This is a genomic window from Methylobacterium sp. Leaf106 (genome assembly GCF_001422895.1).
In the GTDB taxonomy this organism is placed as follows: Bacteria; Pseudomonadota; Alphaproteobacteria; order Rhizobiales; family Beijerinckiaceae; genus Methylobacterium; species Methylobacterium bullatum.
Map to the genome: position 1 here is coordinate 1 of NZ_LMNB01000012.1, position 15,403 is coordinate 15,403.

The following is a 15,403-nucleotide window of genomic DNA, read 5'->3' on the forward strand; positions in this document are numbered from 1 at the left end:
CGCTGGGGTCAGCTGGTGATCGGCGTGATCTGCATGGTGATGATCGCCAACCTGCAATACGGCTGGACGTTCTTCGTCCCCGACATCCAGAAGAAGTTCGGCTTCGACCGGGCGGCGATCCAGTGGGCCTTCACCCTGTTCGTGCTGTTCGAGACCTGGCTGGTCCCGATCGAGGGCTGGTTCGTGGACAAGTACGGCCCGCGCGTGGTCGTGCTGTTCGGCGGCGCGCTSTGCGGCATCGGCTGGGTCATCAACTCCTACGCCGCCTCGCTCAACATGTTCTATCTCGGCCAGGTCGTGGCCGGCATCGGCGCCGGCGCCGTCTACGGCACCTGCGTCGGCTCGGCCCTGAAGTGGTTCCCCGACAAGCGCGGGCTCGCCGCCGGCATCATCGCCGCCGGCTTCGGCGCCGGCTCCGCCCTGACCGTCGCCCCGATCCAGTGGATGATCGCCGACCACGGCTTCCAGGCCGCCTTCTTCAACTTCGGCATCGGCCAGGGCCTCGTCGTCTGCGCGCTSGCCTTCTTCTTCACCTCGCCCAAGAAAGGCCAGGTCCCGGAGGTCGTCGCCAACGCCAACATCATCCAGACCCGGCGCAACTACACCCCCGGCGAAGTCGCCCGCCAGCCGATCTTCTGGCTCATGTACTTCATGTTCGTCATCGTCGGCGCCGGCGGCCTGATGATCACCGCCAACCTCAAGCCCATCGCCTCCGAYATCGGCGTCGACAAGGTGCCCGTCACCATCATGGGCATCACCATGGTGGCCATCACCTTCGCGGCCACCATCGACCGCGTCCTCAACGGCCTCACCCGCCCSTTCTTCGGATGGGTCTCCGACAAGATCGGCCGCGAGAACACCATGTTCATCGCCTTCGCCATGGAAGGCTTCGGCATCTACATGCTCTACCTCTGGGGCCACGATCCCCTGTGGTTCGTCCTGCTCTCAGGGTTCGTGTTCTTCGCCTGGGGCGAGATCTACTCCCTCTTCCCCTCCACCTGCACCGACACCTTCGGCACCAANCCCCTGTGGTTCGTCCTGCTCTCAGGGTTCGTGTTCTTCGCCTGGGGCGAGATCTACTCCCTCTTCCCCTCCACCTGCACCGACACCTTCGGCACCAARTTCGCCGCCACCAATGCCGGCCTGCTCTACACCGCCAAGGGCACCGCCGCGCTCCTGGTCCCGGTYGCCAACTACCTCCAGCAGGCCACAAACAGCTGGGACGGCGTCTTCCTCGTCGCCGCAGGCGCCAACATCCTCGCATCCCTCCTCGCCATCGTGCTGCTGAAGCCCTGGCGTGCCCGTATCGTTGCCCGGAGCATCTGAACCATGGCCCGCTGGATCGGATACACCCACGACGGACGCGCCGGTTTCGGCCGCCTCGACGGAGAGCAGGTCACTGTCCACGAGGGCGACCTGTTCGACGCGCCCCGGGCGACGGGAGAGATCCTGCCCCTCGCCGAGGTGGTCCTCGACCTGCCCTGCCGGCCGAGCAAGGTCATCGCCCTGTGGAACAACTTCTCCGCCATGGCCGAGAAGCAGGGGCTGACCCCGCCCGTCGCCCCGCTGTTCCTCTTGAAGCCGGCCAACACCTATCGCCCGAGCGGCGCCGAGATCGCGGTGCCGGATTGCGCCGGTCGTATCCTGTTCGAGGGCGAGCTCGGCATCGTCATCGGCAAGGTCGCGGGCCGGAGCGCGCGCGACCTCACACCGGACGAGGCGGCCGGCCACATCTTCGGTTATACATGCGTGAACGACGTGACCGCGCTGGAAATCCTGAAGGCCGATCCGAGCTTCGCCCAATGGACGCGCTCCAAGGGACTGGACGGGTTCGGTCCCTTCGGCCCGGCCATCGCCACCGATCTCGACCCCGAGGCGCTCTCGGTGAAGGTGCGGGTGAACGGGCGCGAGCGCCAGACCTATCCCCTCTCGGACATGATCTTCCGCCCGCACGAGATCGTCGCCATGATCTCGCGGGGCATGACGCTGGAGCCCGGCGACGTCATCGCCTGCGGCACCTCCAACGGTTCCGGCCCGATCCCGAAAGGCGCCACCGTCGAGGTGGAGATCGAGGGGATCGGAATCCTGTCGAACCGCTTCTCCTGAGCCGTACAGACCAGACCGACACGACATCCGGACAATGAGGATACCAGCATGAGCATCGCGATCGTCGGCGCAGGCGCCATCGGCGGATTTCTGGGGGTTCGCCTCGCGAATATCGGCGAGGACGTCACCTTCATCGCACGCGGGGCCAATCTCGATGCCATCCGCTCCAACGGCATGCGCCTGATCGAGGAGAACGGCTCCGAGATCCACGTGAAGAACCTCACGGCCACCAAGTCCATGGAGGAGGCCGGCGTCCACGACGTGGTGCTTCTCACCGTGAAGGCGCATCAGGTTGGGCCGATCGCGGCCGACCTGCACCACCTCATCGGCCCCGACACCATCGTCGTGACCATGCAGAACGGCATCCCTTGGTGGTATTTTTCGGGTGGCCATGGCGGCGAACTCGCCGGGACGCACCTGGAAACCGCCGATCCGGGCCGGCTCATCGCGGAGTATCTGGACCCGAAGCATGTGATCGGCTCGGTGGTCTATCCGGCGGCCGTCCTCACCGAACCCGGCGTGGTCCAGGTGATCGAGGGCCACCGTTTCGGTCTCGGTGAACTCGACGGCTCCATGAGCCCGCGGGTCCAGGCCCTGGCGCAGCTCCTGATCAAGGCGGGCTTCCGCGCGCCCGTCACCAGCGACATCCGCGCGGAGATCTGGCTCAAGCTCTGGGGCAACCTCAGCTTCAACCCGATCTCGGCGCTCTCGCACGCCACCCTGGTGGATATCTGCCAGTTCCCGGAGACGCGGGCGCTCGCCACCGACATGATGCGCGAGGCGGAGACCATCGCGAACAAGCTCGGCATCACGTTCAAGCTCGGGATCGAGCGGCGCATCGCCGGGGCCGAGAAGGTCGGCGCGCACAAGACCTCGATGCTGCAGGACGTGGAGGCCGGGCGGCCGATCGAACTCGAAGCCCTCGTCGGCTCGATCATCGAACTCGGTCGCCTCACCGACACCCCGACCCCGCATATCGGCACCGTCTATGCCCTGATGCGGCTGCTGTCCCAGAGCCTCGAACGGGCGCAGGGGCGCCTGTCCATCGCGACGGCCTGACCACCGTTCCCCGGCGGTCGCCCGCGACCGCCGGTCCGCATGAACATGTGCCGCTCCCCATGCGGCGGACCGCCTTCTCCTCCCCGAAGGCAACTGACGATGAGGACACAGCTACCATGGCCGAGACCGCAACCACCCTGCACGCCCTGATCCAGGCGGGCGCCGACGAGGCCACCGCCCTGTCGAGCCCCGGCGGCGTTCCCCTGACCTTCGGGGCCCTGCGGGCGCTCACGGAGAGCACCATCGCTTCCCTCAACGCGCAGGGCATCGGCCGTGGCGACCGGGTCGCCATCGTGCTCGACAACGGCCCGGAAATGGCCGCCGCCTTCATCGCCATCGCGGCGGGCACCACCTCGGCGCCGCTGAACCCCGCCTACAAGGCAGACGAGTTCGAATTCTACCTGACCGATCTCAACGCCAAGCTGCTGGTGGCGGCAGAGGGCTCGCAGAGCCCGGCGGTGGCGGTGGCCGAGAAGCTCGGCGTGCCGGTGGTGCGCCTGACCCCGACGCCCGAGCAGGGCGCGGGCAGCTTCACCCTCGCCTTTTCCGCATCATCCGACGCCACGCCGGCAAGCCAGGGCGGCCCGGCTCATCCCGACGATATCGGCCTCGTTCTCCACACGTCGGGCACCACGTCGCGTCCGAAGATCGTCCCGCTGAAACAGTCGAACGTCTGCGCCTCGGCCCGCAACATCCGCACCACCCTCGCCTTCACGGCCGAGGATCGCGGCCTCAACATCATGCCGCTGTTCCACATCCACGGCCTGATCGCCGGCATCCTGGCGCCGCTCTCGGCGGGCGGGCAGGTCTGCTGCACGCCCGGCTTCAACGCCCTGAAGTTCTTCGGCTGGATGGGGGAGGTCCGCCCGACCTGGTACACAGCGGTGCCGACGATGCATCAGGCGATCCTGGGCCGCGCCGCCCGCAACAAGGAGGTCATCGCCGCCAACCCGCTGCGCTTCATCCGCTCCTCTTCCTCCTCCATGCCGCCGCAGGTGATGAAGGAGATCGAGGAGGTGTTCGGCGCGCCGCTGCTGGAAGCCTACGGCATGACCGAGGCCGCCCACCAGATGGCCTCGAACCCGCTGCCGCCCCGGCCGCATTATGCCGGCTCGGTGGGCCTCGCCGCCGGCCCCGAGATCGCCATCGTCGACCATGACGGCGAGCCCCTGCCCGCCGGCGAGACCGGCGAGATCGTGATCCGCGGCGACAACGTGATGACCGGCTACGAGAACAACGAGAAGGCCAATGCCGAAGCCTTCACCAAGCAGGGCTGGTTCCGCACCGGCGACCAGGGCACGCTGACCCCGGAGGGCTACCTTTCGATCACCGGGCGCCTGAAGGAGATCATCAACCGCGGCGGCGAGAAGATCTCCCCGCGCGAGGTGGACGAGATCCTGATGGATCACCCGGCCGTGTCCCAGTGCATCACCTTCGCGATGCCGCACGACAAACTCGGTGAGGACGTGGTGGCGGCCATCGTCCTGCGCGAGGGCCACGACGCCCTGTCGGAGAAGGAGCTGCGCGGCTTCGCCTCGGAGCGCCTCGCACCCTTCAAGGTGCCGGCCAAGATCATCTTCCTCGAGGAGATCCCGAAGGGCGCCACCGGCAAGCTCCAGCGCATCGGCCTCGCCCAGAAACTCGGCCTGGCGTGACAGCGGGGGCATTCGCGCCCACACTGGGAACGACGTCCTCGGAAAGGAGATCCGGGGACGGCCTTGCCTCACATGGCCCGTTTCCATTGATCGTAACGGCGCTTCGAGTGGACGGGCGTCGTTCGCGTTCCGCTATGAGGGCAGGAGCATCCTCAGCGAGAAATGCGCGCCCTTCACGTCGGGCGCCACGGTGAGCGGGCCGCCGAGCTGGCGGCCGAGATTGTTGATGATGCGCATGCCGAGGCTCGTACTCCGGGCCTGGGTCGGGTCGAACCCGTCCGGCAGGCCGGCGCCATCGTCGGCGACGCCGATGACGAGGCCCCCCTCCTCATGCGGACGGGCGGTGACCCGGATCTCACCCTCGCCGTCGGGATAGGCGTATTTGATCGCGTTGGTGACGAGCTCGTTGACGAAGAGCCCGAGCGGAATCGCGAGATCGGCCGGAATGTCGAGACGGACCGCCTCGCAGCGAATGACGTTGCGCCGGGCGCTCTCCTGAAGCTTGCCGCAGAGCGCTTCCAGGAAGCCCGAGACATCGATGGCACCGAGGGTCGGCTGGCGCCAGAGCTGATCGTGGACCGCAGCCACGGCCTCGACGCGGGTGCGCGCATCGACCAGGGCCTCCCTCACCTTCTCGTCGTCAGAGCCGCGAGCCTGGAGGGCCAGGAACCCGGCGACCACCGCGAGGCTGTTCTTGACCCGGTGGCTCATCTCGCGGGAGAGGAGGTCCTGCCGTTCCAGCGCCGCCTTCAGCCGCGCCTCGCCGCGCTGACGCTCGATGGCGCCGCCGAGGAGATTGGCGAAGCCCTGCATGAAGGCGATGTCCGCCTCCTCGAACTTGCCCTCGCGGGTGTCGTCCACTTCGAGCACACCGTAATGCCCGTCGCGGTTGGCGATGAGCACGTTGATGGCCCGCTTGATGCCGTGGTCGGCCATGATCTGCGGCGTGCGAAACCGGGTTTCCACCTGAAGGTGATTGGAGATCACCGGCTGGCCGGTCTTGAGGGCAAAGCCCGCCGGGGACGCGAGATCGGCCCCTATGATGGCCTTGCCGACGACATCGTCCTTCCAGCCCACACCGGCGCAGATCAGCAGGCAATCCTGCTCTCTGGAATATTCCAGCGCCTTGCAGAACTGGGCCTTCATGCCTTCCGCGCAGAGCTCGACGGCACGATGCAGCAGGGGCAGCAGCTCGGTGGCACGCAGGGCCTCGACGCCGAAATCCGAGAGCAGGGCCTGCTGACGCAGACGCAAGGCCAGGGCGGGTGAGACGTCGGTCATGGAAAATGGTCCTGCGACCGGCTGGATAGATGAGAAGGACGCCGTCTGCGTCTGTGCGGTGCCGGGAGGCCGGATGCAAGGGTGACGAGCGCAACGTGCCTGAGGACGGCGCGGGGCGGACCGGATCGGCGGCGACGCTCCAGCAACAGCCCACGCGGGAGGAGAATATCAGGGGCGGACGATAGATTATATAATAAGTACTTATAATGAAAAACACTACAAAACGCGTCATTGACTTGAGATTATTGCATGATCGCGAAGCTTTCGCTATTCCCCGGCAAGCCGGAGGCGAAGGATCGGCGGATCAGCCGGCGTGATCGGGGTAAGGATACGAGATGATCGACGAGAGAGCTGCCCGTGCCGTCCTCGTGGCGACGACGCTCCTGGCATCCGCCCCGGCACAGGCCCTGTCGATGAACGACCCGCTCACGGAATGGAGCAAGGGCACGGCCATGGACCGCATGCAGATCGCCTCGCGTCTCGGCAAGTCGTTCAACGGCGTCAGTGAGAGCTTCACCGCCGGCTACTTCCTGAAATGCATCGATGACGTGGCCGCCTACGGCAACGCCAAGGCCGCCAGGATCGAGGACGCGATGCGCGAATGCGTGGCCGCGCGGATGCCGCGCAGCCCGGACGCCGAATAGTCAGATCTCGATCTCGGTGCCGACCTCCACGAGCTGGCGAGTGGGGATGCAGAACTGCGCGCCGGTGGTCTCGGCGTTGCGCAGGAGGAAGGCGAAGATGGTCTCACGCCATGTCGCCATGCCCCGGTCGTCGCTCTTCGGGATGATGGTCTCGTGGCCGATGAAGATCGTCAGGTCGTCGAGAAACTCCTTCGGCAGGGTCCCGCATTCGACGGCGCATCGCAGTCCGTCGGGAATCGAGGCGTCCTCCATGAAGCCGTAATGCAGGACGAGGCGGAAGATATCGGGGGTGATCTCGGTCACCTCGGCGCGCTCGGTCCGAGGCACGCTCGGCGCCTCCTCGTAGAGCGCGGTGACGAGCAGGATGCGCTTGTGCAGGGCATGGCTGCGCTCGACGAAGCGCGACAGGTGGAGCGGAATGCCGCTCGTCGCCGAGGACAGGAAGGCGGCGTTGCCCGGCAGGGTGATCGGCGGCGCGCGGCGCAGTTGCTCGATGAACTCCGCCTCGGGCTGCCGCAACGACGCGCGGGCCTCCTCCACCAGGAGGTTGCCCTTGCGCCAGGTGAGCATCAGGAAGGCGACGAAGCCGGCCAGCACCAGGGGAAACCAGCCGCCCTCGAACAGCTTCACGCTGTTGGCGCCGAGGAAGACGAGATCGATGGCGAGGAAGAAGCCGTTGACCGCGAAGACCGCGACGGGGTTGTAGCCCCATTTCAACGCCACCAGGGCGGCGAGCAGGGTGGTGATCGCCATGAGCGACGACACGGCGATGCCATAGGCGCCGGCCAGCTTGTCGGAGGAGCCGAAGGTGAGGACGGCCGTAAGAGTCGCGGCCGCCATCAGCCAGTTGATCACCGGCACGTAGATCTGCCCGCGCTCCTCGCGCGCCGTGTGGATCACCCGCATGGGCGGCAGGAAGCCGAGCTGGATCGATTGCTGGGTGAGCGAGAACACGCCCGACACGATGGCCTGCGAGGCGATGACGGTGGCCAGCGTCGCGAGAGCGATCAGCGGGTAATAGGCCCAGTCCGGGCTGAGGCGGTAGAACGGGTTCTCGATCGCGTCGGGCTCCACCAGCAGCAGGCCGCCCAGGCCAAAATAGTGGATGACGAGGGCCGGCAGGACGAGGCCGAACCAGGCGATGCGGATGGGTCTGGCGCCGAAATGGCCGAGATCGGCATACATCGCCTCGCCGCCGGTGACGGCGAGGAAGGCCGCGCCCAGCATGGCGAAGCTCACGTGCCAGCCGGCATGGACCAAGAAATCCACCGCGCGCCAGGGGTTGAGGGCACCCAGGATCTGAGGCGCGTGCCAGATGCCACCGAGGCCAAGGAGCGCCAGGACGACGAACCACGCCACCATCACCGGGCCGAAGATGCGGCCGATAAAGGCGACCCCCTTGCTCTGCACCAGAAACAGCCCGACTAGGATGGCGATGGTGATGGGCAGGACGGCATGGTCGAGGCCGGGGGCCGCCACCTTGAGCCCCTCCACCGCACTCAGGACCGAGATGGCCGGGGTGATCGCGCCGTCGCCGTAGAGCAGGGCAGCGCCGACGAGGCCGACCACGAGGAGCACGGCCTGACGCGTGCCGGGCCTGGCATGACGGGCGCCGAGCAGTGCCAGCATGGCGACGATGCCGCCCTCGCCCCTGTTGTCGGCACGCAGGATCAGCACCGCGTATTTCAGCGAGACGATGAGGATCAGGGCCCAGAAGATCAGCGACACCGCACCGACCACGGCGATGGCCTGGGGCGGGCCGCCGCCGGAGGCCGCCCGCACGGCTTCCTTGAAGGCGTAGAGCGGGCTGGTGCCGATATCGCCATAGACGATGCCGAGCGCCCCGAGGAGAAGAGGCAGGCCGGCGCGCGGAGGATCCGCGCGCTCCGCCGAAGCCCCATGGGCGGATACGTGTTGGGCCAAAGGGGCGTTTCCTTCCACGGGCAGCCCGGATGCGCTCGGGTCACCGCCTGACCGAACCTAGCGGTGGCGGCTCCACCGTCCAGGGAGGGATTTCATGAGTCACGGAGAGGTGAGGAAGCCTTGCCCCCTCGCACATATGACGCCTGCCATATCGGCAACAGAGATCGGCAAAGGTGAGACCGAACTCCGTACAACGTCTTGGCGATGAACGCCTTGTTCGATCGTCACGATCGGCGGGAATTCCAGATTTTTAGGAGACGTCGATGGCCGGGTTCGTCATCGAGGTTTCTCTCGCTGCGTGTCGTAAGGCCTAGACCAGCCGCGCCAAGGCCTCCGGGCATTCGCCGTCGCGGGCGATGCAGTGGACCGGAGCCGGTACATGACGGGCGATGGCGGCCGCGACCGTCTCTGGCGACGTCGGCGCGCCGAGGCTTTCGCAGACCACGACACCGAGCAGCGTCTGCCCGTGACAGCGCAGGGTCTCCGCCGCGGTGAGCGCGTGGCTGATCGCCCCGAGATAGCTGCCGGAGACGAGGATCGTCGGCAGGGCCAGGGCCCTGAGCCAGTCGAGACCGGTCGCTGCCGCCGTCACCGGGCTCATCAGGCCGCCGACGCCCTCGAAGACGAGGATCGTCTCCGGATCCGCATCCTGGATCCGGTCCTCGCACCAGCCGACGAGGTCGCAGAGGTGCAGGCTCCGCCCTTCGCACGCGGCGGCGAGATCGGGGCCGAGCGGTGCGAGAAAGCGCCAGGGCGAGCAGGCCTCCACCGTCTCGGGCGTCACCGGCAATCCCTGGGCTTCCAGAAGGATCGCCGTGTCGCTCTCGCGAAACGACGGTTCGCCGAAAGGCGGCACACCGCTCGCCAGCGGCTTCAGGGTCGAAACGTCGTTTCCCCGGCGGCGCAGGGCGCGCGTCAGGGAAGCGGTGACGTAGGTCTTGCCGATCTCGGTCCCGGCGCCGGCGACGAAGACGGCGCGGGCACGCGTGCTCACTTCTCGACGAAGGCCTTCTCGATGACGTAGTGGCCGGCCTCGCCGTGATTGCCCTCCTCGTAGCCCCCATCGGTGAGGAGCTGGCGGGTGTCGCGGATCATGTCCGGCGAGCCGCACAGCATGAAGCGGTCGTTCTCGACGGACATCGGCGGCAGACCGATATCCTCGAACAGCTTGCCGGAGGTCATCAGGTCGGTGATCCGGCCTCGGTTGCGGAAGGGCTCACGGGTGACGGTGGGGTAATAGATCAGGCCGGCAGAGATGACCTCGCCGAGGAACTCGTGATTCGGCAGGTCCTGCGTGATCGTCTCGCCATAGGCGAGCTCGGAGACCTGGCGGCAGCCATGGACGAGGACGACCTTCTCGAAACGCTCGTAGGTCTCCGGGTCCTTGATGATCGACATGAACGGCGCCAGGCCCGTGCCGGTGCCGAGAAGGTAGAGGTTCTTGCCCGGCAGGAGGTTGTCGAGCACCAGAGTGCCGGTGGGCTTCTTGCCGACCATGATCGGATCGCCGACCTTGAGGTGCTGCAGCCGCGAGGTGAGCGGGCCGTTCTCGACCTTGATCGAGAAGAACTCGAGTTCCTCCTCGTAATTGGCCGAGACCACGCTGTAGGCGCGAAGGAGGGGCCGGCCCTCGACTTCGATGCCCATCATCACGAACTCGCCGTTGCGGAAGCGGAACGCGGGATCGCGGGTCGTGCGGAAGGAGAACAGCGTGTCGGTCCAATGGTGGACGCTCAACACACGCTCCTCGTTGAACTTGCTCATCGACGGGTCCGTCTCAAACTTCGCTTGCGAATCTCGGCTTTCAGCCGGGTCTTCTCGCACCTGCGGCGCGCCCGTCAAGGCATAGCAGGCGCGCAGGCAGCGAAACCGCCAACTGTCTGGAATCGCTCTGACTTGAGGCATCGCCGCCATGGGGGATGCGACCTCGTGCCGATTCAGGCTCGTGACGATGCGGCAAGAAACGCAGGATGTGGGGTTCGGCGCACATTCCGGCGAGCGTCCGCCGGGATGGAACGGTCGGGGGCCGGCCAGGGTGACGCCGCCCGCCTCAACGCGAGGCGGGCGGCGCTCATGGCTCCTGACGGGACAGGTGCGATGGGCTTCGGCTCAGGCGGCGCGGACCGTGTGGAGGAACTTCTGCACCTCCAAGCTCAGGCGTTCGGCCTGCCGTGCCAGTTCCGACGAGGCGGAGAACACCTGGCCGGCGCTGGCGCCGGTTTCCTGCGCCGCTCGGGCGACGCCGGTGATGTTGGCGCTGACCTCGCCGGTGCCGATGGAGGCTTGCGCCACCGAGCCCGCGATCTCCCGGGTCGCGGCACCCTGCTGCGAGACCGATGCGGAGATGACGGCGGCCGTCTCGTCGATCCCGTGGATCGTCGAGGAGATCCCGTCGATGGCGCTGGTCGCCTGGCGGGTCGAGGATTGGATCGCCGCGATCTTCGCGGAGATTTCCGTCGTCGCCTTGGCGGTCTGGTTGGCGAGTTCCTTCACCTCCGAGGCGACCACCGCGAAGCCCCGGCCCGCCTCTCCGGCCCGCGCCGCCTCGATCGTCGCATTGAGAGCGAGGAGGTTTGTCTGGCCGGCGAGGTTGGAGATGAGGTTCACGACGTCGCCGATGCTGGCGGCGACTTCACGGAGCTCCGCGACCGCAAGTGCGGTCTGCTCCGCCTCGCGGACGGCGGCGGCCGTCATCTCCGCCGAACGTGCGACCTGTCGGCCGATCTCCGCCACAGAGGCACCGAGCTCCTCGGCCGAACCGGCCACGGCGGTGACGTTGGCCGAGGCTTCCTCCGCTGCCGTCAGGACCGCGCTGGACTGCGCCGACGTCTCCTCGGCGGAGGCCGTCAGCTGCGAGGCCGTGGCCTGCATCTCGGTGGCCGCCGCGGACACCATGCTCACGATCCCACCGACCGCCGCCTCGAACTCGTCGGCCAGGGTATGCATGCCGACCTTGCGTTCCGCCTCCGCGGCGAGGCGCAGGCGCTCGGTTTCGATCTCGAGGGCGCGGTTGCGGATCATGCCGTCCTTGAACACCTGCACCGCGCCCGCCATGGCACCGAGTTCGTCCGTGCGTGTCCGGTCCGGGATCGAGACTTCGACATCGCCAGCGGCGAGCCGGTTCATCGCTTCCGTCATTCCGCGGATCGGACGGGCGACCGTCAGCATGGAGAAGAGGGCCGACCCGCCCTGAAGGAGGATCGCCACGGCTCCGATCACGAGGCCCAGCACGCTGGCGGTTTCCACGGCGCCCATCGACGACAGCCGCGCCTCGTCCGTGAAGCGCTGAGCATTGGACAGCGATTGTTCGATGGCGAGGAGCGCCTTCCTGCGGGCGCCATTCCGCTGTTCCCCCGCCACCGCCAGGGCCGCCTCGTCGATCCTCTTGCGACCCTGGTCGTACGTGATGGTGGCCGCCGACTTGAGGGCGAGTTCCGTGAACTGCGCCAGTCCGGCATCAATGTCCTTGAGGACGTCGGGCTTGAGGGCGATACGGATCGGTGCCTTGAGTCCCTCATGGGCTGAATCGAAGCTCGTCCGGATCCGGCCGACAGCCTCCTTGTAGGTCTCCTCCGCTTCGGACAGGCGCGCGTCGCGGACGGCGACCTGGATCTGGGACAAGGCGAGCTGCGCGTTCTTGATGCCGTCGAGGATCGTCTGCTCCCGACTGACGGCTTCGATCGATTGAGTGATCCTTTGGTTGCCCAGCCACTGGTTGGCGACCAATCCAACCGCCAGTAGAATTCCGAGACCTGAGAACAATCCCAACTTCTTTGCGATCGATAACTTCGACATCGTTCAGCCTGGATTTCGATAGGACGGGAGGGTGTCGGGGGCCTGTTTACTGCTCTTGCCGACGGGAGGTTTCGCCTCCGTTGTCCATTATCACGAATACAAACTAAACATTCGTTAATTGGAATCGATTTCGAGTGAAAACTACATTCAATAGTGTAATCTGCAAGACTTAAGCTATATTCTAGTCCAATTCTCTTCCTGTCCGAATCCCGGCTCCACCCTCTTCAGAATCAGCCGCTATAGGGGAGTAAGATCGCATCGCTAGCATGGTGCAGTTGTCTGGGGGTGGGCACGATCACCGGCAGAGCCGGCCCGATCTACCTGCCAGGGGCTGCATGCAGACGAGGGGATCATCGCCCATCGGGGCGATGCTTTCCTTTGGAATGCAGCGGGCGCGTCGAATGGCCCGTTCGCGGCTTCGTTCGAGCGACATCGCGCCGACGAGGCAGGTGATGGCGGCAGGTGATGGCGGCCCGAGCGCCCGCCTCCCGTTCCATCGGCCGCTCCGCCGCAGCCGATCCGGGTCGGCGCTCGTCATCTCGTGAAACCTGCCTGGTCCGGTGACCTTGCGATCACAGGGGCTTCAGACCCGCTTCGATCTCGGCGCGACGACCTTCGAGGAAGGGCGGCAGGGACAAGCGCTCGCCCAAAGTCTCCAATGGCTCGTCGGCGGTGAAGCCGGGACCGTCGGTTGCGATCTCGAACAGGATGCCGTTGGGTTCGCGAAAATAGAGGCTGCGGAAGTAATAGCGGTCCACCGGCCCGCTGGAAGGCATGCGGCGCTGCTTCAGCCGGTCGGCCCAACTGCCGTAATCCGCATCGGGGATGCGGAAGGCGACGTGGTGGACCGCCCCTGCTCCCTGCCGCGCGGGCGGCAGGCCGGGTTCTTCCAAGAGGTGGAGCTCGGCCCCCGCGCCCCCCTCGCCCATCTGCCAGACGCGAACCTCGCCCTCCGGCATGTCATAGCTCCGGGCGTGGCTCATGCCGAGCACCTCGGCGAGCACGGCCTCCGTCGCCCCGATCCGCGCGAGGCTGAGGCGGATCGGTCCGAGGCCCCGGATCTGGCGCTCCACCGGCACCGGGCCGGCGGGCCAGGGATGGGCGTCGCCTGCGCCGCCGTCATCCACCAGCATCAGGCGCTGGCCCTCCGCATCCTCGAAATCCAAGGTGAGGCGGCCGTCGCGCAGGATAGGCTCCTCGTGGCTCACCCCCTCGCGGGCCAGATGCTCGTGCCACCAGGCGATCGTCCCCTCGCCCGAGACGCGGAACGCCGTCCGGACGATACTGTCGGTGCCGCGGCGCTCGGGGGGCGCCGGCCAGTCGAAGAACGTCACGTCGGTGCCGGGCGCGGCGATGCCGTCGGCGTAGAACAGGTGGTAGGCCGAGACGTCGTCCTGGTTCACCGTCTTTTTCACGAGCCTCAGCCCGAGAATCCGCGTGTAGAAGGCCGCGTTGTCGGCGGCGCGCGCGGTGATGGCGGTGAGGTGGTGAAGTCCGGTGAGGTGCATCGGCCTGTCCTGCGAATGACGATGTCCCGCTGAGATGGGTCGTCCGTCCACGGAATGCGATGGCCGCCCGGATCATCCGGGAAAGCAACCCGACGCTGGACCGGAGCGGGAGGCGCGATACATCCCTCCGCTCACCGCCATTGGAGCCCTGCGCATGCCCCATCTGCTCTACGTCGAAGCGTCACCGCGCAAGGAGCGCTCGGCGTCGATCGAAGTCGCCCGCGCCTTCCTGGACGCCTGGGGAGAGACGCATCCGGAGGGTACGGTGGACGTGCTCGACGTCTGGAACACACCGCTTCCGGATTTCGACGGGGAGGCGCTGGCCGGCAAATACGCGGCGCTGGCGGGTGACGTCCTGAGCCCGGCGCAGGAGGAGGCCTGGGTCGCCATCCGCGCCCTGGCGGCCAGGTTCCAGGCCGCCGACCTGATCCTGTTCGCGGTGCCGATGTGGAACTACACCATCCCCTACAAGCTCAAGCACCTGTTCGATCTGGTCTCCCAGAAGGACCTGCTCTTCACCTTCGACGAGCGCGGCCAGAACGGAATGCTCGAGGCGAAGGCGGTCGTCGTCAATGCGCGGGGCGTCGCCATCGGCGAGGATTTCCCCGCCGAGATCTACGATCACCAATCGACCTATATGGCGACCTGGCTGCGCATGGTCGGCATCACCGATGTCCACCAGATCGCGGTGGAGAAGGGTCTGATGGGAGCCGATCTCGACCGGCAATCCCGCGAGCAGGCCCGCGCCGAGGCCGGAGCCCTGGCGCGAACGCTGTAGGGCCCCGGCTTCAGAAAGCGCCGGCCAGGAGACCGAGGCCGGCGGCGGCGAAAGCGGCGCCGGCGACACGCAGGGCCGGACGCCCATTCCCCTCACCGAGACGCCCCATGCCGAGGCCGAGACCGAGGCCCGCGGCGTGAAGCAGGGCGGTGGCGGCCACGAAGCCGGCGCCATAGGCGAGACCGGAGGCCGCCTCCGGCATCTCGGCGCCGTGCGCATGGCCATGGAACACCGCAAAGACACCCACGAGGGCCATGGCCGCCGCGACCGGCATCGTCAGCCGCAGGGCGACGGCGGCACCGAGCACGGCCACGGACAGGGCGATGGCGGTCTCCACATGCGGGAGCGCCACGCCGGCCGCGCCGAGAGCGCCGCCCACCATCATCATGCCGATGAACGACAGCGGGACGAGGACCATCGCCCGGCCGCCGACCTGCGCGGCGACGAGGCCCACCGCCACCATGGCGAGCATGTGGTCGAGACCGGTCAGGGGATGCAGGAACCCATGGGCGAGGCCCGACGCATCGCCCTGCCCGGTATGGGCGAGGGCAGGACCGGCCATGAGACCGAGCGCCAGACCCGGCAGAATTCGAACGCAGCTTCTCATTCCCGCTCTCCCCGAAGCCCTAGAGGCCGTCACCCGCCCTGAATGCC

General features: G+C 67.1%; 13 protein-coding genes and 1 pseudogene. 7 read left to right on the forward strand and 7 right to left on the reverse strand.

The genetic code is table 11. The features are described from left to right. The 5 genes and pseudogenes from oxlT to ASF34_RS07935 form a co-directional block, all read left to right on the forward strand. The coding region (gene oxlT / locus ASF34_RS07920) for an oxalate/formate MFS antiporter (protein WP_244478937.1) at positions 1 to 1,022 on the forward strand (1,022 nt) is incomplete at both ends. Positions 1,023 to 1,104: 82 nt separating this feature from the next. Next, positions 1,105 to 1,326: pseudogene (locus ASF34_RS23415) on the forward strand (oxalate/formate MFS antiporter); the annotation flags it as partial. Between the two features lie 3 nt (positions 1,327 to 1,329). Further along, on the forward strand, positions 1,330 to 2,106 hold the full coding sequence (locus ASF34_RS07925; RefSeq protein WP_018045824.1) for a fumarylacetoacetate hydrolase family protein: 777 nt from the start codon (positions 1,330 to 1,332) through the stop codon (positions 2,104 to 2,106). 48 nt (positions 2,107 to 2,154) lie between these two features. Further along, positions 2,155 to 3,165 (forward strand): ketopantoate reductase family protein, encoded by a 1,011-nt coding sequence (locus ASF34_RS07930; protein WP_056160415.1) that lies wholly within the window; start codon positions 2,155 to 2,157, stop codon positions 3,163 to 3,165. Between the two features lie 116 nt (positions 3,166 to 3,281). After that, complete coding sequence (locus ASF34_RS07935) at positions 3,282 to 4,820, forward strand: acyl--CoA ligase (protein ID WP_056160417.1); 1,539 nt, start codon at positions 3,282 to 3,284, stop codon at positions 4,818 to 4,820. Between the two features lie 132 nt (positions 4,821 to 4,952). Here the strand turns inward: ASF34_RS07935 and ASF34_RS07940 are convergent, their stop codons facing one another. Then, positions 4,953 to 6,101, reverse strand: a complete 1,149-nt coding sequence (locus tag ASF34_RS07940; protein WP_056148540.1) for a sensor histidine kinase — start codon at positions 6,099 to 6,101, stop codon at positions 4,953 to 4,955. 335 nt (positions 6,102 to 6,436) lie between these two features. Here ASF34_RS07940 and ASF34_RS07945 point away from each other — a divergent pair, with 335 nt between their 5' ends. Continuing rightward, on the forward strand, positions 6,437 to 6,745 hold the full coding sequence (locus tag ASF34_RS07945) for a hypothetical protein (RefSeq protein ID WP_018045828.1): 309 nt from the start codon (positions 6,437 to 6,439) through the stop codon (positions 6,743 to 6,745). Here ASF34_RS07945 and ASF34_RS07950 read toward each other — a convergent pair whose 3' ends face one another. The 5 genes from ASF34_RS07950 to ASF34_RS07970 all read right to left on the reverse strand — a co-directional run bounded on the left by ASF34_RS07950 (position 6,746) and on the right by ASF34_RS07970 (position 13,971). After that, complete coding sequence (locus ASF34_RS07950) at positions 6,746 to 8,605, reverse strand: potassium transporter Kup (RefSeq protein ID WP_244478963.1); 1,860 nt, start codon at positions 8,603 to 8,605, stop codon at positions 6,746 to 6,748. Between the two features lie 373 nt (positions 8,606 to 8,978). After that, complete coding sequence (bioD, locus tag ASF34_RS07955; RefSeq protein ID WP_056160421.1) at positions 8,979 to 9,662, reverse strand: dethiobiotin synthase; 684 nt, start codon at positions 9,660 to 9,662, stop codon at positions 8,979 to 8,981. Further along, a complete protein-coding gene (locus ASF34_RS07960; RefSeq protein WP_018045831.1) occupies positions 9,659 to 10,432 on the reverse strand; it encodes a ferredoxin--NADP reductase in 774 nt (257 codons plus the stop codon). Before ASF34_RS07960 ends, bioD begins: the two co-directional genes overlap by 4 nt. Before the next feature lie 345 nt (positions 10,433 to 10,777). Next, positions 10,778 to 12,463 carry a methyl-accepting chemotaxis protein gene (locus ASF34_RS07965; RefSeq protein ID WP_244478938.1) on the reverse strand — a complete coding sequence of 562 codons (1,686 nt, stop codon included), beginning with the start codon at positions 12,461 to 12,463 and terminating at the stop codon, positions 10,778 to 10,780. Between the two features lie 572 nt (positions 12,464 to 13,035). Further along, complete coding sequence (locus ASF34_RS07970) at positions 13,036 to 13,971, reverse strand: ring-cleaving dioxygenase (protein ID WP_056160424.1); 936 nt, start codon at positions 13,969 to 13,971, stop codon at positions 13,036 to 13,038. A gap of 154 nt (positions 13,972 to 14,125) precedes the next feature. On the opposite strand from ASF34_RS07970, the gene ASF34_RS07975 reads away from it, so the two are divergent. Further along, on the forward strand, positions 14,126 to 14,749 hold the full coding sequence (locus ASF34_RS07975; protein WP_056160426.1) for an FMN-dependent NADH-azoreductase: 624 nt from the start codon (positions 14,126 to 14,128) through the stop codon (positions 14,747 to 14,749). Between the two features lie 10 nt (positions 14,750 to 14,759). Here the strand turns inward: ASF34_RS07975 and ASF34_RS07980 are convergent, their stop codons facing one another. After that, a complete protein-coding gene (locus ASF34_RS07980) occupies positions 14,760 to 15,356 on the reverse strand; it encodes a HupE/UreJ family protein (RefSeq protein ID WP_026176273.1) in 597 nt (198 codons plus the stop codon). Positions 15,357 to 15,403: the final 47 nt, after the last annotated feature.